Source organism: Lentzea jiangxiensis (assembly GCF_900104175.1).
Classification (GTDB): domain Bacteria; phylum Actinomycetota; class Actinomycetes; order Mycobacteriales; family Pseudonocardiaceae; genus Lentzea; species Lentzea jiangxiensis.
On record NZ_FNIX01000002.1, the window covers coordinates 43,665 to 67,613 of the forward strand.

Below are 23,949 nucleotides of genomic sequence, written 5' to 3' on the forward strand. Positions count from 1 at the left end.
CGCCGTAAATGATCTGCGGCCACCCGCGTCGTCGTGACACGATCCCCGTCATGACAGCTTTCGCGACCCCCGAAGAGATCGCCCACCGCACCACCGCGGCCCGTGACGCCGCCGTGGCCGCGGGGCGCGAGCTCGGCCTGGAGATCACCGAGGGCAGGGTGCTCTACGAGCTGTTCTCCGTCGTCGTCCACCTCGCCCCGTCCCCCGTCGTGGCGCGCGTCCCGACCGTCCTGCCGCACACCACGACGCCCGAGAGCCTCGCCAAGCGGCAGCAGCAGGAGCTCGACGTGGCGCAGTGGCTGCACGACCGGGGCACGCCGGTGATCCCACCGAGCCCGCTGGTCGAGCGCAAGCCCGTGCGGCGCGACGGGTTCTCCATCACGTTCTGGCCGTTCACCGACGAGGACGGGTCGTCCGAACCCGACTACGTCAAGAACTCCGAGCTCAGCGCCGACCTGCACAAGGCGCTGCGGGACTACCCCGGCGAGCTGGAGTTCCTGTCGTCGGCGGAACCGCGGTTCGTCCGGGAAGGCCTGCGACGGCTCGAAGGCGGGGACCTCGTCACGCCGGCCGACCTGCGGCGGGCCAGGGCCGAGTGGGAGGTGCTGGAGCCCCTCGCCAGTGACGAGGCGGCGTTCCGGGCGAAGTTCCCGCAGGTGGACCTGCAGCCGATCCACGGCGACTCGCCGCCCGCGAACATCTTCGCGAGCACGGACGGGCCGCTGTTCTCCGACTTCGAGCTGATCACGTACGGGCCGGTCGAGTGGGACCTCGCCGGCCTCGGACCGGAGCTGACCGCCGCCTACGACCGGGGCGCGCGGAAGAACGGGCTGCGCGAGCTCGACCCGGAGGTGCTCCGGTTCGTCAACGCCGTCGGCGCGATCCGGGTGCTCGCCTACCTGTCGTGCGCGGACCAGCTGCCCGCCATGGTCGAGTTCATGCAGCCGTTCATCAACCAGTGGCGGGACACCGATCCCTACGCGTGAGCCGCCGCCCGGTCACCGAGCCAGGACACGACTTCCTCGGCGGGCAGCGGCTCGCTGAGGAAGTACCCCTGCACCACGTCGCAGCCGGCCTCGGCCAGCGCGGTCCAGGTGTCCTGGTCCTCCACGCCCTCCGCGACGGCCTGCAGCCCGAAGTTGCGGGCGAGGGCCACCAGGGCGTGCACGATCGCCGAATCACCCGCGTCGGTGCACATGTGCGTCACGAACGACCGGTCGAGCTTCATCTCGTGCACCCGCATGCTGCGCAGGTACGAGATCGACGAGTAACCGGTGCCGAAGTCGTCGATCGAGAGCCGCACGCCGAGCTCGGTCAGGCCGCGCAGCACCTCCACCGCGCGGTCCGGGTCGGAGATGATCGCCGACTCGGTGATCTCCAGGGTCAGCAGGCGCGCGGGCAGGCCGTGGCGCTTGATCAGGTCGGCCACGTCGCCGGGGAACTCGGTGTGGTGCAGGCAGGCGGCGCCCACGTTCACCGACACCGGCACCTCCCAACCCGCGTCGGACCAGGCGCGGCACTGGCGCAGCGCCGCGTCGATCACGTAGCGGGTCAGCGGCTCGATGAGGCCGTTCTCCTCGGCGACCGGGATGAACTCGTCCGGGCGCACCAGGCCGCGCGTCGGGTGCTGCCAGCGGGCCAGGGCCTCGACGCCGCACACCACGCCCGTGTCGGCCAGGGCTTTCGGCTGGTACTGCAGGAACAGCTCGCCGCGGTCGATCGCGTGCCGCAGTTCCGTCACGGCGGTCAGGTGGGCGGCGCCGCGTTCGTGCAGGCGTGCGTCGTACACGGCGACGCCGGACTTCTCGCGCTTGGCCGCGTACATCGCTATGTCCGCGTGCCGCAGCAGTTCGTGGCCGTCACCGGAGTCCGCCGGGCACAGCGCCACGCCGACGCTGCCCACTATCTCGAGTTCCAAGCCCTCCAGCGTCACCGGCATGGCCAGCGCCTGGAGGATCTTCTCCGCCACCATGCCGGCGTTCTCGGCCGAGCCGACGCCCGGCAGCAGGACGGCGAACTCGTCGCCGCCCAGGCGCGCCACCAGGTCCGTGTCGCGCACCGCCCACGAGAGGCGGTTCGCCACCTGGCGCAGCAGCAGGTCGCCGATGTGGTGGCCGAGCGAGTCGTTGACCTCCTTGAACCTGTCGAGGTCCACGATCAGCAACGCCAGCGGCTCGTCGTTCTTGCGCGCCTTGTCGACGGCGGTCTCCATCCGGCGCGCGAGCAGCGTGCGGTTCGCGAGACCGGTCAGGGCGTCGTGGTGGGCCTCGTGCTCGTTCTTGGCGGCCTGGCGCAGGATCTTGCGGCGGTGGCCGAGCAGCACCATGCCGAACAGCGCCACCAGGAGCCCGTCGACCACCAACGCCACGATCTGCGCGATCCGCAGCCGCGCGTTCTTCTCGTCGGCCGCGCGCAGGTACTCGGTGGTGTCGAGGCGCTTCGCCCCGATCTGCGCGGAGACCTGGCGCCGCAGCGACGAGTGCGCGAGTCCGGCCTGGTCGACCTGCGGCGGGTCGTCCCCGGCGACGACCTCGCGCAGGATCTCCGTCGTCTGGTCGTAGAACGGCAGCAGCCGTGCGGCGACGCCGGCGTCGGACGGCATGCCGCTGGTGCGCAACCACTCCAGCTCGCCGCGCGCCGAACCCGCCGAGCTCCGCAACGGCTCGATCGTCTGCGGCGTCCGCTTGAGCCGCAGGTCGCGCAACGCGTCATCAGCGACGTTGACGTGTTCCAGCACGCGGGCCCACCGCTCGCTGGTCTCGTTGAGCTGCCGCACGTGCGCGGTCGTGGCCTGCGCGCTGACACTGCTCCACAGCGCCAGCCCCGCGAGGGCCAGCAGCCCGACCGTCAGCCCCGCCGTCGCCACCCGTGCGGTGGCGCGGCCCTCCCCAAAGCTCACCGTGCCTGCTCCAACGGTCGCACCCAGCTCGCCGGATCCTCGGCGAAGCTGTCGATCTGAGGCTGGAAGAACTCCCCGCGCGCCTTCCCGGACTCCTGCCTGTGCAGCACCGTGCCGAGGTTCGCGGTGGTCACCGTGAGCCCCGGGGTCTCGATCCAGCCCTGCGGCAGCACCTCTCCGCCTTTCGCGTGCCTGGCGAGCAACCAGCCTGCCACAGCGCCCTCGAGGTAGTGCTCGGGTGAGATCGTCGCCACCATGGCGCCGTCCCGCACCGCCCGCAACGTTCCCGGGTCGACCCCGAACCCGCCCACCAGCCACCTCGCCGACTTCTCCGTCTTCAGCGCGGCGGGGCTCACCCCGTCGCAGTCGCCCGTTCCCTCGAACGCGAGCGCGTCCGGGTTCGCCGAGACCAGCCTTCGCCGCGCGTCGCGGTTCGCTTCGTCATCACGTTGTGTGTCGAACGGCCCCAGCACCACTACCCCCGGTAGCTTTTCGGCGAAACGGCCCCGGATCCCGTCGGCCCGGTCGTCGACACCGGCGAGTCCGGGAGCGGTGCTGCCCACCACCACGGTTCCGGTCGCGTCCGGGGGCAGTCGGCGCATCAGTTCGTCAGCCAGCTTTTCGCCGAGTTCGTAGTTGCCGTTACCGATGTGCAGCCCGACCCCGGAGCTCGCGGTGAGGCGCGTGTCCACGCCGATGACGGACACGTGCCGGGCCGGCGCCTCACCGATCGACGGCGTCATCAGCGCCGGTTCGGACGTGGCGACGGCGATTCCGCCTTTCGCCGCCATCGTCACATCGCGGAACAACTCGACTTCCTCGTGCCCGTCCTGCCCGGGAGGACCCGTCACGGTCGCGCTCACTGCGCCGACCCGCCCGACACCCTCGTGGAAACCGCTGGTCATCTCCTGGGCGAACGAACCACCCGTGCGCTTGACGACGAAACCGACGTGCGGCAACGCCTCGGAGCGGGCGGCGCCACCGCAGCCCGCCAGCAGCACCAGACCCAGCACCAGTGCCGCAGCTCGCATGGATGACCTCGGGCTCGCTCGACCTTCAGGTGATTGATCTCCGGAGCGGCCGATGCTACATCGCTTGGTGTCAAATCGAGACAACGCCTCCCGTACCGGGAAGCGCTTTCACGTTCCGCGGGTGTCAGGCGGGTTCATATCCCAGGTTGGGGCGCAGCCACTGCTCGACTTCCGCGAGAGGCTTGCCGTATCGGCGCGCGTAGTCCTCGACCTGGTCGCGCCCAAGGCGCCCCACGGTGAAGTACTTCGCCTCCGGGTGCTGGAAGATCAGCCCGCTCACGCTCGCCGCCGGCGTCATCGCAAACGATTCAGTCAGTCCCACCCCGATTTCCTCGGCGCCGAGGAGGTCGAACAGTTCGCGCTTCACCGCGTGGTCGGGGCAGGCCGGGTAACCGAGAGCGGGGCGGATGCCGCGGAACTTCTCGGCGTGCAGGTCGGCGAGCCGGGGCTGCGCGTCCGGCTCGAACCAGTCGCGGCGGGCCCGCAGGTGGATCCACTCGGCGAACGCCTCGGCGAGCCGGTCTGCCAGCGCCTTCGCCATGATGGCGCGGTAGTCGTCCTGCTTGGCCTCGTAGTGCGCGGCCAGCTTCTCCGCGCCGAGGATCGTCACCGCGAAACCGCCGATGTGGTCGCCTTCCGGTGCCACGTAGTCCGCGAGGCACCGGTTCGGACGCGAGAGCGGCTTTTTCGTCTGCTGGCGCAGCATCGGAATGAGCACGCCGTTGTCGAGGCGGATGTCGTCACCCTCGGAATGCGCGGGCCAGTAACCGTAGACGCCCTTTGCGGTGAACAGGTCTTTCTCGACGATTTCGTCGAGCAACGCCGTCGCGTCGTCGTACAGTTCGCGCGCTACGGGCTGTTCGAGGATCGCGGGGAACTTGCCTTTGAGTTCCCACGCGAGGAACAGGAACGTCCAGTCGATGAACTCGCGCAGTTCCGCGAGCGACGGCGTGATCGTGCGGGTTCCGGTGAACGCCGGGGTGGGCAGTTCGGAGAAATCGACCTCTTCCCGATTCGCGCGCGCGTCCTCGAATGCGAGCAGCGCGACCTGCTTGCGGTTCTCGTGCTGTTCGCGCAGCCGTGCCTGTTCGGCGCGGTTCGCGAGGTTGAGCTCGTGGGCACGGCGGTCGTCGAGCAGGTCGGAGACGACGCCGACGACCCGCGAGGCGTCGAGGACGTGCACGACCGGCTCGTCGTAGACGGGGGCGATCTTCACGGCCGTGTGCTGGCGGGACGTGGTGGCGCCGCCGATCAGCAGCGGCAGCTTCATGCCGCGCCGCTGCATCTCCTCGGCGACCGAGACCATCTCGTCCAGCGACGGCGTGATCAGCCCGGACAGGCCGATGACGTCGGCGTGCTCCTTGATCGCCGTGTCGAGGATCTTCGCGGCGGGGACCATCACGCCGAGGTCGACCACCTCGTAGTTGTTGCAGCCCAGCACGACGCCGACGATGTTCTTGCCGATGTCGTGGACGTCGCCCTTGACCGTGGCGAGCACGACCTTGCCGTTGCCGCCGGCCGTCGACTTCGGCTCGGCGTCCATGAACGGCTCCAGGTACGCGACCGCGCGCTTCATCACGCGGGCGCTCTTCACGACCTGGGGCAGGAACATCTTGCCCGCGCCGAACAGGTCGCCGACGACCTTCATGCCGTCCATCAGCGGGCCCTCGATGACGTCGAGAGGCCGGGGGAGCTGCTGACGCGCCTCCTCGGTGTCGGACTCGATGAAGTCGACGACGCCGTGCAGGATCGCGTGCTCGAGCCGCTTCGCGACCGGGGCCTCGCGCCACGACAGGTCGACGACGCGCTTCTGGCCGGGGCCCCTGACGGTCTCGGCGTGCGCGACGAGGCGGTCCGTCGCGTCCTCGCGCCGGTTGAAGATGACGTCCTCGACCAGTTCCAGCAGCTCCGGCTGGATGTCCTGGTAGACGACGAGCTGGCCCGCGTTGACGATGCCCATGTCCAGGCCGGCTTTGACGGCGTGGAACAGGAACGCCGAGTGCATGGCCTCGCGGACGACGTCGTTGCCGCGGAACGAGAACGACAGGTTCGAGATGCCGCCGCTGGTGCGGGCTCCCGGACATCGCTGCTTGATCAGCGGCAACGCGTCGATGAACGCCCTGGCGTAGCCGTTGTGCTCCTCGATGCCGGTCGCCACCGCGAGCACGTTCGGGTCGAAGATGATGTCCTCGGCGGGGAACCCGGCCTGCTGGGTGAGCAGGTCGTACGCGCGGGCGCAGATCTCGACCTTGCGCTCGGTCGTGTCCGCCTGGCCCTGCTCGTCGAACGCCATCACGACGACACCGGCGCCGTAGTCGCGGATCGTGCGGGCCTGCCGCAGGAACGGCTCCTCGCCCTCCTTGAGGCTGATCGAGTTGACCACGCCCTTGCCCTGCACGCAGCGCAGGCCGGCCTCCAGCACGCCCCAGCGCGAGCTGTCGACCATCACCGGGATGCGGGCGATCTCCGGCTCGGTCGCGATCAGGTTCAGGAACGTCGTCATCGCCTGCTCGCCGTCGAGCAGGTCGGCGTCCATGTTGACGTCCAGCAGGTTCGCGCCACCGCGTACCTGCTCCAGCGCCACGTCGAGCGCCGCCTGGTGGTTGTCGGCCTCGATGAGCCTGCGGAACTTGGCCGAGCCGGTGACGTTGGTGCGCTCGCCGATCATGACGAACCCGGTGTCGGGGCCGATCTCGAACGTCTCCAGGCCGCTGAACCGGGTGGAGCGGCGGGAGGCCGTGACCTCGCGCGGCGCCCTCCCGCGCACGGCGTCGGCGATGGCCCTGATGTGCGCGGGGGAGGTGCCGCAGCAGCCGCCGACGACGTTGACGATGCCGTTGCCCGCGAAGTCCTCCAGCAGGGCGGCCGTCTCGTCCGGGGTCTGGTCGTAGCCGCCGAACGCGTTGGGCAGGCCCGCGTTCGGGTGGCAGGCGACGTAGGTGTCCGCGAGTCGCGCCAGATCCGTGACGTGCGGGCGCATCTCCTCGGCGCCCAGCGAGCAGTTCACGCCGACGACGAGCGGCTCGGCGTGCGCGATCGAGTCCCAGAACGCCTCGACGGTCTGGCCGGAGAGCGTGCGGCCGGACAGGTCGACGATCGTCACCGAGATCCACAGCGGCAGGTCGGGCGCGACCTCGCGGGCCGCGGCGATGGCGGCCTTGCAGTTCAGGGTGTCGAAGATCGTCTCGATCAGCAGCAGGTCGACGCCGCCCTCGTGCAGCGCCGAGATCTGCTCCGCGTAGGAGGCCTTCACCTGGTCGAACGTCACGGCGCGGAACGCCGGGTCCTCGACCTTGGGCGACAGCGACAGCGTGACGTTGAGCGGTCCGACCGACCCGGCGACGAACCGGCCGCCGAACTCGTCCGCGGCCTGGCGGGCGAGCCGCGCGCCGGCGATGTTCATGTCGCGGACGCGGTGCTCCAGCCCGTAGTCGGCCTGGCCGATCGAGGTGGCGGTGAACGTGTTGGTGGTCGTGATGTCCGCGCCCGCGGCGAGGTACTGCCGGTGCACGTCGAGCACCAGGTCCGGGCGGGTGAGGTTCAGCAGGTCCGGGTCGCCCGCGACGTCGAGGTGGTGGTCGCCGAACTCGGTGCCGTAGTAGTCGGCCGGGGACAGTCCCGCCTGTTGGAACATCGTGCCCCAGGCGCCGTCGAGCACGACGATCCGCTGGTTCAGCAGGGACTTCAAACCGGCCACGCGCGCTCCCGAAAAGTCGGAAGCGCCCTTGTTCCGTGGTGGTGCAAAGCCGAGCGTGGCAGGCCCGCGGGCCCGTTGCAGCGCTTCTCGGCTTCGCCGCCAAGGTTACCAACACCGACCATGGACCAGGAGCCCGTCCCACTCCATAGGATGGTGGGCGTGACCGGACAACGCGCATTGGTGCTGGGTGGCGGTGGTGTCACCGGAATCGCCTGGGAGACAGGGCTTTTGCACGGACTCGCCGAACAGGGTGTCGACCTGGCGGAGGCCGACCTGTTCGTGGGCACGTCGGCGGGGTCGGTGGTGGCCGCCGAGCTGGCGGGCGGCTCGGCGCTCGCCGACCTCTACGCGGGCCAGCTGCTGCCGCCGGACGGGGAGGTCCCTGCCCGGCTGACCCCGTGGATGCTGGCGAGGTACGCGCTCTCCTACGTGATGCCCGGCAAGCCCGCGGCGAAGCGCGCCCGGCTCGGCCGTGCCGCGCTGAAGGCCCGCACGCCGTCCGAGGAGTCGCGGCTCGCGGTGTTCGACAGCCGGCTGTCCACCAGGGACTGGCCGGACCGCGCGCTCAAGGTGACCGCCGTGGACGCCACGACCGGGAAGTTCGTCGCGTTCGACCGGGACAGCGGGGTGCCGCTCGTGAAGGCGGTGGCGTCGAGCTGCGCGGTGCCGCTGGTGTGGCCGCCGGTCACCATCGACGGCAGCCGGTACATGGACGGCGGCATGCGGTCGGTCGCGAACGTCGACCTGGCGGCCGGCTACGAGCGCGTGGTGGTCGTGGCGCCGTTGACGCGCGCGGCCAGTGCCGCCGCGACGCCGCAGGCGCAGGCCGCGAAGCTCGGGGTGCCGTCGATCGTGGTCAGCCCGGACGGGCAGGCGCTGGCCGCCATCGGCACGAACCTGCTGGACCCGGCCCGGCGCAAGCCCGCGGCCGAGGCGGGCAGGGCACAGGCCGCCTCGATCGCCGACGCCGTCCGGGAGGTCTGGGACAGGTGACCGGACAAGTGGGGCGCACCTCTTGTCCGGAGGTGGCGAACCGGCCTACTGTCGCGCCGACCGCGATCAGGCAGGTTTGTTAACCAATAGGCATGAGGTGGTTCATGGCCAGGAAGTGGCTGTTGGGGACGCTCGTGCTCGGGCTCCTCGCGACAGGGACGACCAGCGCGACGGCGGCGGATCCGCTGGTCTCCCGCGGCAAGGCGGTGACGGCCTCCTCGGTCGAGGCCGCCGGGCTCGAGGCGGGCAAGGCGGTCGACGGCAGCACGTCGACCCGCTGGGCCTCGGTGGAGGGACGCGATCCCGAGTGGATCCGGATCGACCTGGGCTCGACGCACTCGGTGAGCCGGGTGCGCCTGCACTGGGAGACCGCGCACGCCAGGGCGTACCAGGTGCAGACGTCGGCGGACGGTGTCGTGTGGACGGACGTCCACTCGACCGGCAGCGGTGACGGCGGGGTCGACGACCTGACCGTCTCCGGCACCGGCCGGTACGTGCGGGTGCACGGCACGGCGCGTGCCACGGAGTGGGCTACTCGCTCTGGGAGTTCGAGGTCTACGGCACCCCGTCGTCCACCGGGGTGGCGGTGCCGTTCGGCAGCAGGCAGCAGCCGTACGCGGCGGGGATCCTCCGCCCGTCCGGCAGCACGGCCACCCTGGACGCGCAGGTGGTCGACCACTACCGGCGCTGGAAGTCGGCGTTCGTGCGGCAGAACTGCGGAAACGGCTGGTACCAGGTGATCTCGCCCGACGCGGACCACCCGTACGTCGCCGAGGCGCAGGGCTACGGCATGGTCGTCGTCGCCACGATGGCGGGCGCCGACCCGGACGCCCGCAGGATCTTCGACGGGTTCGTGAAGTGGAAGATCGACCACCCGTCGTCGATCAACCCGGACCTGCTCGCGGCCGAACAGGACGTGAACTGCCGCAGCGTCAACGGCGGTGACGGCGCCACGGACGGCGACCTCGACGTGGCCTACGGGCTGCTGCTCGCCGACCGGCAGTGGGGCAGCTCCGGCACCTACGACTACAGGCAGCTGGCGATCCGGCACATCAACGCGATCAAGGCCAGCGAGGTCAACCCGTCGACGAACCTGCTCAAGCTCGGCGACTGGGCGAGCGCGGGCAGCCAGTACTACTACCTCTCGCGGTCGTCGGACTGGATGGCCGACCACTTCCGGGCGTTCCGGAAGGCGACCGGTGACCCGGCGTGGGACACGATCCGCACCGCGCACCAGAACCTGGTCGCGCGGCTCCAGCGGGACTACGCGCCGAACACCGGGCTGCTGCCGGACTTCGTGGAGAACACGAACTCCTCGCCGCGCCCGCCGGCCGGGCAGGTGCTCGAGAGCGTCAACGACGGCAAGTACTACTGGAACGCGTGCCGCGTGCCGTGGCGGATCGGCGCGGACGCGGTGACCAGTGGCGACCCGGCGTCGCTGGCGGCGGCCCGCAAGCTCAACACGTGGGTGAGGGCGAAGACCGGCGACAACCCGAACGGCATCGCGATGGGCTACCACCTCGACGGCACGCAGCTCTCCGGCGGCAGCGCGGCGGCGTTCTTCGCGCCGTTCGCCGTCGTGGCCGCGACCGACCCGGGCAGCCAGGCGTGGCTGGACGCGTTGTGGGGCAAGATGCTCCAGACGCCGATCGACTCCAGCAGCTACTTCTCGGCGAGCATCCAGCTCCAGGTGATGATCACGGTGACCGGCAACCACTGGGTGCCCTGATCCGCTCCGCTCCGCTCCGCTCCGCACCGCCCCGGCAGGCCGTTCCCGGCTGCCGGGGCGGTGTGCTGTCCGAACGTGCGCCTCTTGTTGCGGTGTCCGGGGTGGGTACCAGCTGAACGGGATCCAGTCGCAGCTGGTGGACGGGGTCAGGACCGTCACCGGGCGGTGTCGGGCACGGAGTCCCCTCGCCTGACTCGAGTCCGGCTTGAGCCGTCCGTCCTACGGTCGAATCCATGAAGATCCGACGGGTGATGTGCGTGGTCTTGGCTGGTCTTCTGGTCGTGTCCGGCGCGGGTCCCGTGTCGGCCGGGGAGCGGCAGTTGCTGTTCTACAACCACGTCTGGGGCACTTCCGACCGCTTCACCGCGGACGCCGTGGAGCGGTCGGCGTACCTCAGGGACTTCGCCGACTTCGAGGTGCGCACCACCAAGGGAGCCGACGGCAAGGTGTGGACGGGGCGCTACCTGCGCGGCCGCGAGACGTACCTGGAGGTCTTCGGGCGCGGCGACGTTCCCGGGAAGGACGGTGAGCCCGGGGCCGTGGGGCTGGGACTCTCGACCGAGCGGGACGGCGACGTCGAGGCGCTCGAGGTCCGGTTGCGCGAGGCCGGTGCCGAGCCGATCGACTTCACGCAGACCCGCGACTTCGGCGACGGCAAGCCCGTGCCGTGGTTCGACTCCGTGTACCTCGCCCAGGAGTACCAGCGGTTCGGGGCGTGGGCGATGGAGTACCGGCAGGAGTACCTCGACGACCCGCGCAGCCGGGTCGAGCCCGCGCGGTTCCCCGGTGACGTGACCCGCGAGCGGTACCTGCCGGACGTGTACCGGGACAAGCTGATGCGGGACGTCACGTCCATCCGCCTCGCCGTCACCGAGCGGGACTTGGCCGACACCGTGCCGCTGCTGCGCGCGGGCGGGTTCGCGCTGCAGGTCCGGCCCGAGTCCGTCGTCGCCACGCGCGGGGGGACGACGATGCGGTTCGACGAGGTGCCGTCCGGGAGGACAGGGCTCAAGCGGGTCGACTTCGAGCTGAACCGCGCGGTGGCGCGGCACGTCGAGGAGTTGGGCACGTCCACGCTGGTCGTCGGTCCGGGCAAGCGCGCGGTCTGGACGTTCTGACTTCCCCGTCCGGACGGATCGGCGGATCCCGCGAGCGGTTCAGCGGGCGGTTCGAGCACCGGATCCCCGACGGGACCGGGCACGACGCGCCGCTGAACCGCCCCCGGTCAGCTCGGCGGCGTGAGGATGCCGCCGGCGGACGTGCGGATGCGCAGCGAAGAGGCGCGCGCGTCCCGCACGATCCGGTCGACGTCGTAGGCCACCAGCCGCCCGCCGCGCTTGACGATCCGGCCGTCCGAGAACACGGTGTCGACGTTGGCGGGGTTCGCCGCCTGCACCAGCGTCGTCTCGACCAGCCCGCCCGGAGCGAGGTTGATGTCGTTCGTGCGCACGAGGACGACGTCCGCCCGCTTGCCGACGGTGATCGACCCGGTGACGTCGCCGAGGCCGAGCGCGCGAGCGCCGTCCAGCGTCGCCATCCGCAGGACCTCCCGGAAGCCGACCTCCGGCAGGCCCGCGGACGGCGTGCCCTGCCACGGGATCCCGGTGTTCCAGACGAGCCGCATCGCCTCGAACATGTCCGACGGCGCGATGGACGTGGCGTCCGAGGACAGCGACACCGTCACCCCGGCCCGGCGGAACCGCAGCAGCGCGTCACGCGGGTCGCCCGCCGAGCCGAGCCGGAACTCCGAGTGCGGGGACCAGCTCAACGGCGTGCCGGTGCGGGCCATGACCTCCATGTCGCCGTCCAGCGCCGTGACGTAGTGCGTCAGCAACGTCCGCGGGCCCAGCCAGCCGCGTCGCTCGTAGTCCGCGGCCTCCACGATCCGCGGCGGCGCCTGTCCGGCGTGGATCGCGATCGGAAGGCCGCGCCGCACCGCGGCGTCCATGTCCGCGAAGAACGCCGGTTCCGCGCTCTGGGAGAGCCCGCGGACCGCGACGCCCAGGTGCACCAGCCCGTCGAACGCGCTGCCCGCGGAGAAGTACTGCTGCCGCACGCGGTCCACGTCCGTGAAGTCCATCGGCACGTCACGCGACATCTGGTCCACGTGTCCATACGAGAATCGTGCGCGCAGCAGACCGTCTCGGTGCGCCCGCAGTTCTGCGTCGGCGTGGGCGGGGGAGCGGGTGTTGTTGGACCAGTTGTGCACGGTCGTCACGCCCGCGTTCGCCAGTTCGGCCAGTCCGAGCAGGACGCTGCGGTAGACGTCCTCGGCGTCGTACAACGTGGACGTCGCCCGTTTCGCGGCGAAGTACGGGAACCCGTCGGCCACGAAGTTGCGGCCGAGCGCGCTCCACATGTGGAGGTGGGTGTTGACGAAGCCGGGCAGGACGATCATGTCGGTGGCGTCCACGACCTTGGCGCCACTGGCGTCCAGGTCGCGGCCGACTCCGGCGATCGCGCCGTCGTCGATCAGGACGTCCGCGCGCGGGAGCACTCCCAGCGCGGGGTCGGCGGTGACGACGGCGCCGCCGCGGACCAGGTAGCGGCGGCGCCGTGAGTCCTCGTCGTCCGCGCCGGCGACGCCGGTCGTGGCGGTCGCGGCCAGTGCCATGCCGAGTGTCTTGGTGAGAGTCCGGCGGTTGATCATGCGGCCTCCAAAGGCAGGGATCGCCGCCATGCTCGCCGACGCCTCCGCCGGCTGTCACCGCGCGGACGTGCCGCTGCGCCGCCTGGCTCAGCGAGCCTGGTCCAGTGGACGGAGGTGCTTGAGCGGGTTCGCGGTCAGCTCGTCGATCCGCGGCCGCGCCGCCTCCATCCGGGTCGCCTCGCTGGACTGGCGGTGGATGATCTCGTCCACGTTGGACGCCCGCACCAGCAGTCCCGGCGCGACGAACCAGCCCTCCGGCAGCTTGCGGCCGCTCTTGGCGTGCTGGGCGAGCATCCAGCCGGACACCGCGCCCTTGAGGAAGTGCTCGGCGGAGATCGTCGCGAACAGATGACCGTCCTTGACGCCCTGCAGCGCCTTCGCGTCGATGCTGAACGCCGCGGCCAGCCACGTCGCGTTCTTCTCCGCGTGCACGGCCGCGAGGTTGATGGCGTCTACGTCCCCCACGCCCAGCAGCGCGAGGGCGTCGGGGTTCGCGTCGGCCAGCCGCCGCCACGTGGCGAGGTTCGTCGTCAGGTCGCGCCCGGTGTCGAGCGGGCCGAGCACCTGCAGCTTCGGCAACCGTTCGGCCAGCCGGGACCTTATCCCGAGCGCCCGCTGGTCGAGCGCGGGCATGCCGGGGGAGTTGCTGCCGATCACGACCTTGCCGGCGGCGTTGGGCGGCAGCCGATCGGCCGTGGCGTCCGCGAGCATCGCGCCGAGCCCGAAGCTGTCGTTCTCGATCATGAACTTGACGCCGCTGCCGGGCGCGACCTGCCCGCCCGCGACCGCCATCACCGGAATGCCCTGCTCCACGACCCGCGCCACCGGCTCGGCGACCAGTTCCGGCGCCACCGCGGACACGCCGATGCCGCCCCTGGCGCGCGTGGCCAGGCCCTTGAGCAGCTCGACCTGCTTGAGGCCGTCGTGCGTGTCCGGTCCGGTGACCTCGGCGTTGACGCCGCCCGCGATCCGCACGCCCGCCCGGAAGCCCTCGCTCATCTCGCGCGAGAAGTCGCGGCTGTTGTTCTGCGCCAGGAACCCGATGGTGGGCGGGTCATCGGACGTCTGCGCCGGACCGCATCCGCCCACCCCCGCCACCGCGAGCAAAACCGCAGGCAGGACGACATGGGCGACGCGGATCATCAAGAAGCCCCATCAGTTGGTCCTGGAAAGCCGTCAAGGTTAGTGCACTGCCGATGGCTGTGTCGGCTTGCGTGCACTCCTTTGGCTGCGTACCAATAGCACCTTCGCCGGAAAGCGATGTCCGAGTGAGGCGCCGGTAGATGCTGTCCAACTGGGTCGAGTCCCGCACCACCGTGCAGACGACCGTCATCAGCCTGACGATCGGTCTCGCCGCGCTGGCGGGTCTCGCGCTGTGGACGAGCCTGAGCATGCAGCGCGCCGCCAGACACCTGCACGAGCTCAACGAGATCAGCGACCGGTGGGGTCTGGTCGTGCAGAACGTCGACGTCGCCGACCACGCCCTCGCCGACCACCTGCGCTCCGGCACGCCCGTGATGCGCCAGCCCGTGGCGAACGCCGCCGGCGCCGCGGAGGAGAGCCTGCGGTGGCTCGAGGACCACGGCGGCACGGCCGACGTGCGGGCCGCGGTGATCGTCAGCGACCTCTACGGCGACTACTCGGTCCTGCTGCGCGAGACGGTCGCCGCCGGCGACCGCGGGGACACGACCACCGCGTCCCAGAAGGCCGACCAGGCCGAGCTCACGCTCGTGTCGTTGCGCAAGCAGCTCTCCACGGTCGTGCAGCTCAAGCGCCTGGAGACCACCGACTACCTGCGGTCCGCGGAAGGCCAGAACGGGAGGCTGCGCTTCGCCGCGGTCCTCGCGTTCGTCGTCGACCTGGGCCTGGTGGGGTTGTGCGGGGTGGTGCTGCTCGGGCACCGGCGGCAGATCCTGAGGCAGGCGGCCAAGAGCGAGCACGAGGCGATGCACGACGCGCTGACCGGCCTCGCGAACCGCACGTTGCTGGTGCAGCGCGCCCAGCAGGCCATCGGGCGCTCCGACCGGACGGGCGACCCGCTCGGCCTGTTCCTCATCGACCTCAACCGCTTCAAGCCGATCAACGACACCCTCGGCCACGCGTTCGGCGACCGGCTGCTCCAGCTCGTCGCGAACCGCCTGACCGCCGCGGTCCGGGACGTCGACACGGTGGCGCGCCTGGGCGGCGACGAGTTCGCGGTGCTGTTGCCGATGGTGAGCTCACCGGCGAACGCCCTGGTGGTCGCCGAACGCGTGCACCGGGTGCTGGAGGAACCCTTCGACCTCGACGGGCTGTCGGTCGACGTCGGCTGCAGCATCGGCGTCGCGATGTACCCGGCCGACTCGGCGGACGTCCACGAGCTGCTCAAGCACGCCGACATCGCCATGTACGCGGCCAAGCGCGCCCGGCTCGGCACGTCGGTCTACGAACCGAGCCTCGACGTGCACAACGCCGCCCAGCTCACCGTGATCAGCGACCTGCGCCATGCCATCGACCAGGCCGAGCTCGTCCTGCACTACCAGCCCAAGGCGGACGCGCGCACCGGCGCGGTCTGCGGCGCCGAGGTCCTGTGCCGCTGGCAGCACCCGCGCCTCGGCCTGCTCGGCCCCGACCGGTTCATCCCCGCCGCCGAGGAGACCGGCCTGATCGAGCCGCTCACCCGGTACGTGCTCGACCACGCGCTCGCGCAGTGCCACGCGTGGCACCTCACCGGCTGGGACGTGCCCGTCTCGGTCAACGTCGGGGCACAGTGCCTGCACGACACGACGTTCCCCGACCAGGTCGCGGGCCTGCTCGCCCGCCACGGCCGCCCCGCCTCCGCGCTGACCCTGGAGATCACCGAAAGCGCGATCATCGCCGACCCGATCCGCGCGAGCGACGTGCTGACGAAGCTGCGGGAGCTGGGCGTGCGGCTGTCGATCGACGACTTCGGCACCGGCTACTCGTCCATCGCCTACCTGCGCACGATGCCCGTGCACGAGATGAAGATCGACCGGTCGTTCACCACGAACATGCGCACGGACGCGTCCAGTGGCGCGATCACCCGCTCGTTGCTCGGGCTCGCGCAGAACCTCGAGCTGGAGGTCGTGGCCGAGGGCGTCGAGGACGAGGAGACCTGGAGCGCCCTCGCCGCCCTGGGCTGCGACATCGTGCAGGGGTACTGCCTGAGCAGACCGCTGCCGCCCGACGATTTCGCCACGTGGCTGCGGGACCGCGTGCTCGGCGAGCTGACGGCCCCGACGTCCTAGACCGCGTCCCGTGGGCCGTTCGAGACCTGCGGGACACGGTCTATCGCCGGCTGGCCAGCCGGTAGGCCGCCGCGCCGATCAGCTCCAGCGACACCTGCAGCCGCTCCAGGCTGATGTTGTCGCGGATCGTGTCCTCCGGCGTGTGGTAGATCGGTTCGAGCTGTGCCGGCCCGCCCTCACCGCGCCAGCTGAAGTTCGCCGACGCCAGCCCCTTCTCGTGGAACGGCACGTGGTCGCTCGACCCGCGCGCCACCGGCCCGTGCACCCGCGGGTCGTAGCCGAGGCGTTGAGCGGCGGCGCGCACCGCCGCCGTGGTCGCGTTGTCGGCGCCGTCGACGGACAGCAACCAGTACGCCGTCGCCGGGTCGTGGCTGGTGGCGACCATGTCGTTCTGGAACACGCCCTTGATCCGCGCGATCTCCTCGGGCGGGAGCTGCGAGACGTAGTGCCGCGACCCGAGCAGGCCCTGTTCCTCCGAGCCCCACAACGCGAACCGCAGCGCCTTGTTCGTCGGCAGATGCCGCAGCACGCGCGCGAGCTCCAGGCACAGCACGGTGCCGCTGCCGTCGTCGTTGGCGCCCGGTGAGCCCGGCACGCTGTCGTAGTGCGCCGTCACCATCACGACCCCGTTGTCCCGCCACGGGAACGTCGGCGGCCGGTCGGCGATCACGTTGTAGGAGGTCAGGTTCGGGTGGTGCGTCGTGGTGATCGTCAGCTCGCCGGAACCCCGGGCGCGCAGCTCCTCCGTGTGCACCTGGGCGAGCCCGATCACCGGAACCGCGACGGTGCGGTCGAGGGTGGGGGAGAAGGCGCCGGCCTTGATCGCGGTCGCGGAGAGCCGGCCGAGGACGACCGCCACGGCGCCGCGTTCGATCGCCGCGTGCGTGGGTCCGGAGCCGGCGGGGGCGTTGACGTAGAAGGCGATCTTGCCGGTCAGGTCCGGCAGCCGGCCGTCCACCACCTCGACGAACGGGGCCTTGACGGTCACCCCGAGCGCGCCGAACCGCGAGGCGCCCGACTGCCACCGGCCGTTGACCTCGGCGAGGTACTTGTCCGGCACGGTGAACGGCTGCGTCGTCACCTGGTACCGCAACGCCTCGAGCTCGCGGACGAGGTAGTCGCGGGCCCGGTGCTCGGACTCGGTGCCGCCGATGCGCGGCCCGATCCGGTCGCTGAGCACCTCGAGGTGTTCGAGCGCCCTGCGCGCCCGGACCCTCGCCACGACCGGGAAGTCGCCGAGGTCGAGGTCCGGCGCCTGCGAGGCGCCCGGTCGTCGTCCCGTCGCGGCGAGCGCGCTCGCGGGGCTGGCCACGACAGCGGCGACCCCGGCCGCCGCGGCGAAGAAGTCACGTCTGCGCAAGTCGTTCCCCCATCTCCGAAGGTGCAGGCAGAACGTAGGCAGGCGGACCGGGACGGGGCAACCGACTAGTGGCTGGCTTTCGGCATCTCGGCGTCGGCGTGGTCGAGCACCAGGTCCTGCACCTGTCTGCGCGCGTCGGCCCGTGCCTTCTGCACGCACGCCATGAGTTGCGCCGAGAGCACCTCCGGGTCGAGCTCGCGGACGGCGGGGCTCAGTTCGATGCCGGTGGTGAGGCCGTTCGAGTCGACGGTCACGCTGATGCCGCCCCGTGTCGCGGCACCGCTGACGGCCGCGAGCGACTGCACCAGGTCGAGGTAGCGGCGCTGCTCGCGCTCGGCGGCGGCGTCGCGGCGCTCCTCCCACCACGCGATCCGGCGGCGCAGCAACGCCTGCGCGGTCAGAGGGTCGGACACCGGGACCGTCCACGAACCGGAGGTGGTGTGCAGCACGATCGCGTGCGAGTGCGCCGTCACGCGCTGAACGCGGGCGAACGAGACCCCGGCGTCGACCCGGCCGCCGTGGCGAGTGGTCCAGTCGGCGCGGTCGGTGCCGATCACGAGCCGCGTGCCGTTCCCCGCCAGCACGAGCGGGAACGCCGTCGAGCCCAGTTCGAGCACCGGCGCCGAGAGCAACGAGCGGTGGGCCAGCCGGGCCAGTGCGCTCGCGGACCCCGCGCCGAGCACCCCGGCCGCGCACAGCGCCTTCACCGCGATCGCCGCACCGGGGCTCAGCCGCAGGGCGATGCCGGAACCGGGCAGGACGCCGAGCACGAGCTGTGCCGACGTCATCAGGGTCGTGGCGGGCAGCCACGAGTGCGGGTCGCTCAACCCGTTGCGGCGCAACCACGAGAGCAACGCGCAGGCGCACGCCGCCGCGGCGACGGCCGGGATGGCCGACCACCACGGCATGATCTGCCGCCCGGCCGATGTCATGCCGGCCAGCACGATGCAGACGATGCCGATCGCGACGGGCAGCACGCCGGCGGAGAGCAGCAGCAACGTCCTGGTGCGGCGCCAGCGCGCGGCCAGCGCGTGCACGACCTCGGGATCGTTGATCGCGGGGATGGCACGGGGAATGAGAGTCATCAGGGCACCCCTCGTCAGCTCTCCGCCGCCACCTGCGTGTGACGTGCGGGCCGACCAGACTTCCCGGCTCACCTGCCCGTCACTATGCCGCAAATGTCCAGTTCAGGCAAGCTATGTCCACTGTGGACGGTAGCGGCGCGTGGTTCGCGCCACACCGTTGCGTTGTGTCAGACCGTTTTCGCGCGCCGGCCGAGCAGGACGTCGACGACGAGGAAGACGACGAGGCTGATCCCGAGCAGCGGCGCGAACCACCCGACGAGCAGCGCGCCGAGGCCCAGACCGGCCAGCGCGCCGCGCGGAGCCTTGCGCCACTGGCCGCGCGGGGCCGGGCGGCCGAAGCCGCTCGTCGGCCTCCGCTTCCACCACATCCGGTAGCCGAGCACGACCAGGGCGACCAGGCCGCCGCCGATGAGCAGCAACAGCAGCTGGTTGGGCCAGCCGAACAGCACGCCCATGTGCGCGTCGATGCCCCACTTGGTGAGCTTCGCGCCGAGCGGGAAGTCGTCGAACTCCACCGACGCCACGACCGCGTCGTCCTGGACGGCCACGGAGTCGCCCTGGGAGGGCAGGCCCTTCTCGATCTCGACGACCTTCCAGGCACCGCCGGGCGTGGCGGGCAGGCCGATCTCGACCAGTTTCGCGTCGACACCCCACGACCGCGCCGAGCCCAGCACCGCGTCGATGTCGCCGTGCCCGCCTCCGGTCGAGGTGTGCTCGGCGTGGTCACCGTGACCACCGCTGCCGCCGGGGATCTGCAGCGTCGGCGTGGACCACCCCACGGCCTCGCGGAGCACGCCGACGTTCTCGCCCGCGTAGGCCGACCACGTGAGACCGGTGGCGGACAGGAACAACGCTCCGGCGAGCACCCACACGCCGATCAGGCCGTGCGTCCGGACGCGCTTGCTGCTGCGCGCCCGGGAGATCCACAGGACGAGACCGCCCAGCGCGACGACCCACAGCCACGACGCGGCGAGCTCGCTGTAGAGACGACCGGGTTCGCCGAGCATCAGGTTGCGGTGCAACTGGTCGAGCGTCGTGCGCAGCGGCAGGACGCCACTGGTGCCGTAGACGACGAGATCACCGGTGACGCGGCCGGTGCCGGGGTCGACGAAGACCGCACGGCGTTCCGACTCGCCCAGGCCCTCCTCGGCGAACAGGACCCGCGTGGTGGCACCGGGTTCGGGCGCGGGGCGCACCGCGACGAGCGAGCCCCGCGGTGACGTCGCCACCGCGGCGTCGACCTGCTGGGACAGCGGGAGCTGCTGGGAGGTGGCGGGAACGCGGAGCTGGTCGGAGTAGACCCACGACTCCAGCTGCGGGGTCAGGGCGTACAGGACGCCGGTCAGCGAGGCGATCAGGATGAACGGTCCGACGAGCACACCGGCGTAGAAGTGCAGGCGCAGGAAGAGTCCCCGCCACGCGAACGACGTGCGCGGCGGAGTGGCTGCGGTGGTCATGGAGCTCCAAAAGGCGTGAACAGGGGCAGGACTGCTCGGTGAGCGGCCCTGTGGGGAGGGAGGTTTCAGGCCTGTTCAGCCGGAGGGCCGCGCCACGACAGCACGGCGGGCAGGACGGTCGTGACCGGCACGCGCGCGGGCGTGGCGACGACCAGGGGAGCGCTGGCGGGCAACGGGACGGGCCTGCGCGGCAACACGGAGGCGACGGCACGGGCCAGCGCGAGCACGGTGCGTTCCGCGAAGGTCAGCAGGGCCACGGCAAGGGCGGTGGCCAGGACGTGCGACACGATCATGTGCGCCGGGTTCGCGGGGTGCTCGTGCCGCGACACGGCCAGGGACACCAGGACGTGCATCGCGGCCTGTCCGCCGCCGATCAGCAGGAGCAGCCTCGTCCACGTCAGCTCGTGCCTCGCGAACCCGCTCGTCGCCCACGCGAGCAGCCCGACGAGTGAGAACACCAGCCCGGCGTCGGGCAGTTCGCCGTCCGCGTTGGAGTGGGCGAGCACGGCCAGAGTCCCGTTGACCACGCCGACGACCGCACAGCGCGCACGGCGCAATGGAGCGGTCGGCAGGGCCATGACCAGGAGCCTAGCGTCGAACGCGGGCGAAACCAGCCCCACGTGAGTTCGACGGAGTTGGTTCAATTCGACGGTGATCACTTATGCCACCGATGTCGGCGACCTCACCGAGGACGACCTCACCGGGTTCTTCGTCGGCTGGCCCCAGCCGCCGTCACCCGCCCAACACCTCGCCGTCCTGCGCGGGAGCTACCGCGTGGTGGTCGCACGCTCCGGCGGCACCGTCATCGGTTTCGTCACCATGATCAGCGACGGTGTGCTGACGGCGTTCGTCCCGTGGCTCGAGGTGCTGCCGGAGTTCCAGGGGCAGGGCGTCGGCACCGAGCTGATGCGCCGGGTGGTGGCCGAGGCGGCGCACCTGTACTCGGTGGACCTCGTGTGCGACGACGCTCTGCGGCCGTACTACGAGCGGCTCGGCATGACCGCGGTGACCGGCATGATCCTGCGCAACCGCGACGCCTGCGGGGGTTAGATCCCTTCCAGCTCCAGCTCCAGCTCCAGCGTCTGCTGGTGCGGGCCCCCGGTGAACGAGCTGGCGAGCAGTCCGGCGCTGCGGCACCGGCCGCACGTCACCGGTGAGGTCGTGGCCTTGAAGCGGGTGAAGTCCCAGCTGCCCGTGCCGACGTGGCAGCCGGGGCCGGGCACCTCGAGGCCGAGCCAGCCCTGCAGCCGCACGGCGTGCACGACGTCCGACCCCTCCAGGTAGCCGTTGAGCCGCCCCGCGAACCGGTCGCGCGCCTGCGCCGCGGGCGCGCTGAGTGCCTCCTGCAACACCGAGATGCCGTTCATGAGCCCGATTCAACCTCACGTCGCCGCGTCGAGCCGGGCACCACGCCGCTCCAGCACGGTGAGGCTCCGGGCACACCACCGCACGTTGTCCCGCTCGAACGACAGGCCGCGCAACAACGTCAGGTAGGGCCCGACCCGCTCGGCCGTGGCCAGGAACTCCTCCTCGGTCCGGCCGCCGAGCAGCTTGGCCCGCAACCGTTCGTACCGCTCGACCTTCGCCTCCGCCCACCGCCGGCGCCGCGTGATCGACGCCTTCACCGCCTCGAGGTCGCCGGAGTCCGCCGCCATCACGGCGACCAGCAGCTCGTCGCGGATCGCGGCGGGCTTGTGCTGTGCGGCCGTGAACCTCGACAGCTCCTCGACCCCTTTGCCGGTGAGCGAGAACAGGCGCTTGTTCGGCCGACGCTCCTGCTCGACCACGCGGGCGGCGACGAGCCCGTCCGCCTCCATGCGGTCGAGCTCCCGGTAGAGCTGCTGCGGCGTGCACATCCAGAAGTTCGCCACGGACGCGTCGAACGCCTTGGCCAGGTCGTAGCCGGACGACTCCCCGTCGAGCAGGGTGGCCATCACGGCGTTGCGCAGTGACATACCCGCAGGTTACGGTGCCTCAACCTAGTCAACAAGTTGAGTATGCGAGGAACCGGCGTGGACGCATTCCGCAAGGCGGTCGAAGCACGCGACACCGACGCGATGGCGGCCTGCCTGGCCGACGACGTCGTGTTCACCAGCCCCGTCGCGTTCAAGCCGTATCCCGGCAAACCCATCACCGCGGCGATCCTGCGCGGCGTCATGCGGGTCTTCGAGAACTTCCGCTACGAGCGCGTGATCACCGACGGCCCGAACCACGCGCTGGTGTTCCGGACCGAGGTCGGCGGCAAGGAGATCCAGGGCTGCGACTTCCTGCACCTGAACGCCGACGGGTTGATCGACGAGTTCACCGTGATGGTGCGGCCGTTGTCCGGCGCCCAGGCGCTGTCGGAGGCGATGGCGGCCCAGTTCGAGCAGATCCAGGCCGAAGCTGTGGAAGCGTTCGACTCCTAGGGGTGTCAGGGCCGGGTTGCCCGACCCCTGCTGGGCTCGCGGACGGAGGAGCTGACCCCGTTCGACGCGGCCTGCCGGGAACTCGCTTGCCGCACAAGAACGTCACGCGGCTCTTTCGTAGACGCTCACGTGCCGCGTGCTGTCGGCCGTGAACGGCTCGCCGTTCCACCCGCCCCACCGGTCGCGCAGCCGCAGCCCCGCGATCCTCGCCATGAGGTCGAACTCGCCGGGGTAGGTCAGGCGTTGGCGGATCGGGCCGAACCGGATGCCGTCCACGCCGATGTGCACGTGGTTCTCGTCGAGCATCTGGGTGACGGGGTCGTAGCGGTTGACGTCCAGGCGCACGTGGTCGACCTCGACGGCCTCCACGTCGACGAACTGGTGGCGGTCCCGCGCGGCCCAGCCCGGCAGGCCGCACTCGACCACGAACACGCCGTCCGGTGTGAGGTGGCGTGCCGCGTTCTCGAAGCAGCGGACCTGGTCGTCCTGGGTGAGGAGGTTCGTGATCGTGTTGAAGACCAGGTACACCAACGGGTACGTGCGGCCGGTGCCGGCGGTGGACATGTCGCCCAGGACCACCTCGACCGCCTCGCCGCCGGGTTTCTCCCGCATCCGGGCGACCATGTCCGGCGAGAGCTCGACGCCGTCCACCTCGACGCCGCTTTCCCGCAGCGGCAACGCGATGCGGCCGGTGCCGATCGCGAACTCCAGCGCTCTGCCGCCGAACCCCGCGAGGAAGCGGACGGTCTCCGCCTCGTCGCCGCGGGGCGAGTTGTCGTAGTTCCTGGCCGTTTCGGGACCGAAGCTCGGGTTGAAGCCCTTCACGACTGCCACGGTAGCTCCGGCCGCCACCGATTTTTCCGGTCGAGCGCCCGCAGCAGCGCGAGGTCGTGCAGGTCCCGTTCGCGTGGCTCGTAGTCCTGGTGGAGGTGCAGCTGCTGTTCGACGGACAGGCACGGCACGGTGGTGCCGAGGATCGTGCCGGTGACGAAGCACCCGGCCGGGTACCGGAACGGCTCACCGGGCGTGAGCGAGGTCTGCTCGGCGCCGCCGTCCTCCGTGAACCGCAACGGGTGCAGGTCGATCTCGCGTCCCCGGCCGTCGGTGACCACGAACCGCACCGGCCGCCACGACAGCGTTTCGGTGAACCCCAGCGCGGCCAGGGCCGCCACGACCCCCGGCTCGTGCTCCTCGCGGTGCAGCAGGTCCAGGTCGTCGTGCGGGCGCGTCTGCTCGCCGGCCAGCGCGTCGACACCCCAGCCACCTGCGACGTGGACGTCGAAGGCCCGCAGCGCGGCCAAGATCTCGAGCACGTCGTCGCCGGTCACGCCCCACAGCGTGCAACCGGGGTGTGCACACCGCCACGGCTTTTCGTCCGGCGCTGCTACTTTC

20 protein-coding genes, 1 pseudogene and 1 riboswitch are annotated in these 23,949 nt (G+C 71.1%); of the genes and pseudogenes, 8 read left to right on the forward strand and 13 right to left on the reverse strand.

Annotated elements, in window-relative coordinates; genetic code table 11:
• Positions 1-50: 50 nt before the first annotated feature.
• Positions 51-986, forward strand: a complete 936-nt coding sequence (locus BLQ91_RS08025) for a phosphotransferase (protein ID WP_090096124.1) — start codon at positions 51-53, stop codon at positions 984-986.
• On the opposite strand, the gene BLQ91_RS08030 is transcribed toward BLQ91_RS08025, so the two are convergent.
• The 3 genes from BLQ91_RS08030 to metH form a co-directional block, all read right to left on the reverse strand.
• Entirely contained in the window at positions 977-2,899 is a 1,923-nt protein-coding gene (locus tag BLQ91_RS08030; protein ID WP_143022561.1) for a putative bifunctional diguanylate cyclase/phosphodiesterase, read from the reverse strand. The genes BLQ91_RS08025 and BLQ91_RS08030 overlap by 10 nt on opposite strands.
• On the reverse strand, positions 2,896-3,930 hold the full coding sequence (locus BLQ91_RS08035) for a sugar ABC transporter substrate-binding protein (RefSeq protein WP_090096126.1): 1,035 nt from the start codon (positions 3,928-3,930) through the stop codon (positions 2,896-2,898). Before BLQ91_RS08035 ends, BLQ91_RS08030 begins: the two co-directional genes overlap by 4 nt.
• A gap of 124 nt (positions 3,931-4,054) precedes the next feature.
• Positions 4,055-7,627, reverse strand: a complete 3,573-nt coding sequence (metH, locus tag BLQ91_RS08040) for a methionine synthase (RefSeq protein ID WP_090096127.1) — start codon at positions 7,625-7,627, stop codon at positions 4,055-4,057.
• Between the two features lie 13 nt (positions 7,628-7,640).
• A riboswitch (S-adenosyl-L-homocysteine riboswitch) is annotated at positions 7,641-7,722 on the reverse strand.
• Positions 7,723-7,786: 64 nt separating this feature from the next.
• Between metH and BLQ91_RS08045 the strand changes: the two genes are divergently transcribed.
• The 4 genes and pseudogenes from BLQ91_RS08045 (at position 7,787) to BLQ91_RS08055 (ending at position 11,467) form a co-directional block, all read left to right on the forward strand.
• Positions 7,787-8,620 carry a patatin-like phospholipase family protein gene (locus tag BLQ91_RS08045; RefSeq protein ID WP_245733270.1) on the forward strand — a complete coding sequence of 278 codons (834 nt, stop codon included), beginning with the start codon at positions 7,787-7,789 and terminating at the stop codon, positions 8,618-8,620.
• Between the two features lie 104 nt (positions 8,621-8,724).
• Positions 8,725-9,099, forward strand: a pseudogene (locus BLQ91_RS43735) (discoidin domain-containing protein); the annotation flags it as partial.
• Positions 9,100-9,146: 47 nt separating this feature from the next.
• Positions 9,147-10,349 carry a family 8 glycosyl hydrolase gene (locus BLQ91_RS08050; RefSeq protein WP_218130176.1) on the forward strand — a complete coding sequence of 401 codons (1,203 nt, stop codon included), beginning with the start codon at positions 9,147-9,149 and terminating at the stop codon, positions 10,347-10,349.
• 233 nt (positions 10,350-10,582) lie between these two features.
• Positions 10,583-11,467 carry a DUF5829 family protein gene (locus BLQ91_RS08055; RefSeq protein WP_218130177.1) on the forward strand — a complete coding sequence of 295 codons (885 nt, stop codon included), beginning with the start codon at positions 10,583-10,585 and terminating at the stop codon, positions 11,465-11,467.
• 107 nt (positions 11,468-11,574) lie between these two features.
• Here BLQ91_RS08055 and BLQ91_RS08060 read toward each other — a convergent pair whose 3' ends face one another.
• Together BLQ91_RS08060 and BLQ91_RS08065 are read right to left on the reverse strand one after the other, a co-directional pair.
• The gene (locus tag BLQ91_RS08060; RefSeq protein WP_090096129.1) at positions 11,575-12,999 is read right to left on the reverse strand and encodes an amidohydrolase family protein; all 1,425 of its coding nucleotides are present in this window, start codon (positions 12,997-12,999) and stop codon (positions 11,575-11,577) included.
• A gap of 87 nt (positions 13,000-13,086) precedes the next feature.
• Entirely contained in the window at positions 13,087-14,142 is a 1,056-nt protein-coding gene (locus BLQ91_RS08065) for a sugar ABC transporter substrate-binding protein (RefSeq protein WP_090096130.1), read from the reverse strand.
• Between the two features lie 140 nt (positions 14,143-14,282).
• Between BLQ91_RS08065 and BLQ91_RS08070 the strand changes: the two genes are divergently transcribed.
• Positions 14,283-16,247: a putative bifunctional diguanylate cyclase/phosphodiesterase gene (locus BLQ91_RS08070; protein ID WP_090096131.1), complete on the forward strand. Its 1,965-nt coding sequence runs from the start codon at positions 14,283-14,285 to the stop codon at positions 16,245-16,247.
• Positions 16,248-16,287: 40 nt separating this feature from the next.
• On the opposite strand, the gene BLQ91_RS08075 is transcribed toward BLQ91_RS08070, so the two are convergent.
• The 4 genes from BLQ91_RS08075 to BLQ91_RS08090 all read right to left on the reverse strand — a co-directional run bounded on the left by BLQ91_RS08075 (position 16,288) and on the right by BLQ91_RS08090 (position 20,727).
• Complete coding sequence (locus BLQ91_RS08075; RefSeq protein ID WP_090096132.1) at positions 16,288-17,607, reverse strand: M28 family peptidase; 1,320 nt, start codon at positions 17,605-17,607, stop codon at positions 16,288-16,290.
• A gap of 65 nt (positions 17,608-17,672) precedes the next feature.
• Positions 17,673-18,692 carry a YbaB/EbfC family nucleoid-associated protein gene (locus BLQ91_RS08080; RefSeq protein ID WP_090096133.1) on the reverse strand — a complete coding sequence of 340 codons (1,020 nt, stop codon included), beginning with the start codon at positions 18,690-18,692 and terminating at the stop codon, positions 17,673-17,675.
• A 167-nt stretch (positions 18,693-18,859) separates the two neighbouring features.
• Entirely contained in the window at positions 18,860-20,149 is a 1,290-nt protein-coding gene (locus tag BLQ91_RS08085) for a PepSY-associated TM helix domain-containing protein (RefSeq protein ID WP_090096134.1), read from the reverse strand.
• A 65-nt stretch (positions 20,150-20,214) separates the two neighbouring features.
• Positions 20,215-20,727 (reverse strand): hypothetical protein, encoded by a 513-nt coding sequence (locus BLQ91_RS08090; protein ID WP_143022562.1) that lies wholly within the window; start codon positions 20,725-20,727, stop codon positions 20,215-20,217.
• Between the two features lie 73 nt (positions 20,728-20,800).
• Between BLQ91_RS08090 and BLQ91_RS08095 the strand changes: the two genes are divergently transcribed.
• A complete protein-coding gene (locus BLQ91_RS08095) occupies positions 20,801-21,199 on the forward strand; it encodes a GNAT family N-acetyltransferase (RefSeq protein ID WP_218130178.1) in 399 nt (132 codons plus the stop codon).
• On the opposite strand, the gene BLQ91_RS08100 is transcribed toward BLQ91_RS08095, so the two are convergent.
• Together BLQ91_RS08100 and BLQ91_RS08105 are read right to left on the reverse strand one after the other, a co-directional pair.
• Entirely contained in the window at positions 21,196-21,516 is a 321-nt protein-coding gene (locus BLQ91_RS08100; protein ID WP_090096136.1) for a hypothetical protein, read from the reverse strand. The two genes, BLQ91_RS08095 and BLQ91_RS08100, sit on opposite strands and share 4 nt — an antisense overlap.
• 15 nt (positions 21,517-21,531) lie before the next feature.
• The gene (locus BLQ91_RS08105) at positions 21,532-22,104 is read right to left on the reverse strand and encodes a PadR family transcriptional regulator (protein WP_090096137.1); all 573 of its coding nucleotides are present in this window, start codon (positions 22,102-22,104) and stop codon (positions 21,532-21,534) included.
• Positions 22,105-22,161: 57 nt separating this feature from the next.
• Between BLQ91_RS08105 and BLQ91_RS08110 the strand changes: the two genes are divergently transcribed.
• Positions 22,162-22,557 (forward strand): nuclear transport factor 2 family protein, encoded by a 396-nt coding sequence (locus BLQ91_RS08110; RefSeq protein ID WP_090096138.1) that lies wholly within the window; start codon positions 22,162-22,164, stop codon positions 22,555-22,557.
• Between the two features lie 102 nt (positions 22,558-22,659).
• On the opposite strand, the gene BLQ91_RS08115 is transcribed toward BLQ91_RS08110, so the two are convergent.
• The gene (locus tag BLQ91_RS08115) at positions 22,660-23,391 is read right to left on the reverse strand and encodes a class I SAM-dependent DNA methyltransferase (protein WP_218130179.1); all 732 of its coding nucleotides are present in this window, start codon (positions 23,389-23,391) and stop codon (positions 22,660-22,662) included.
• On the reverse strand, positions 23,379-23,885 hold the full coding sequence (locus BLQ91_RS08120) for a nucleotidyltransferase domain-containing protein (RefSeq protein ID WP_090096140.1): 507 nt from the start codon (positions 23,883-23,885) through the stop codon (positions 23,379-23,381). The genes BLQ91_RS08115 and BLQ91_RS08120 overlap by 13 nt, the downstream gene beginning before the upstream one ends.
• Between the last annotated feature and the right edge of the window lie 64 nt (positions 23,886-23,949).

Bases quoted from the DNA above. Each gene is read 5' to 3' on its own strand.
- BLQ91_RS08025 (WP_090096124.1), top strand. From the start codon at position 51: ATGACAGCTTTCGCGACCCCCGAAGAGATCGCCCACCGCACCACCGCG.
- BLQ91_RS08035 (WP_090096126.1), bottom strand. From the start codon at position 3,930: ATGCGAGCTGCGGCACTGGTGCTGGGTCTGGTGCTGCTGGCGGGCTGC.
- BLQ91_RS08055 (WP_218130177.1), top strand. From the start codon at position 10,583: ATGAAGATCCGACGGGTGATGTGCGTGGTCTTGGCTGGTCTTCTGGTC.
- BLQ91_RS08060 (WP_090096129.1), bottom strand. From the start codon at position 12,999: ATGATCAACCGCCGGACTCTCACCAAGACACTCGGCATGGCACTGGCC.
- BLQ91_RS08065 (WP_090096130.1), bottom strand. From the start codon at position 14,142: ATGATCCGCGTCGCCCATGTCGTCCTGCCTGCGGTTTTGCTCGCGGTG.
- BLQ91_RS08070 (WP_090096131.1), top strand. From the start codon at position 14,283: ATGCTGTCCAACTGGGTCGAGTCCCGCACCACCGTGCAGACGACCGTC.
- BLQ91_RS08080 (WP_090096133.1), bottom strand. From the start codon at position 18,692: ATGACTCTCATTCCCCGTGCCATCCCCGCGATCAACGATCCCGAGGTC.
- BLQ91_RS08085 (WP_090096134.1), bottom strand. From the start codon at position 20,149: ATGACCACCGCAGCCACTCCGCCGCGCACGTCGTTCGCGTGGCGGGGA.
- BLQ91_RS08090 (WP_143022562.1), bottom strand. From the start codon at position 20,727: ATGGCCCTGCCGACCGCTCCATTGCGCCGTGCGCGCTGTGCGGTCGTC.
- BLQ91_RS08100 (WP_090096136.1), bottom strand. From the start codon at position 21,516: ATGAACGGCATCTCGGTGTTGCAGGAGGCACTCAGCGCGCCCGCGGCG.
- BLQ91_RS08105 (WP_090096137.1), bottom strand. From the start codon at position 22,104: ATGTCACTGCGCAACGCCGTGATGGCCACCCTGCTCGACGGGGAGTCG.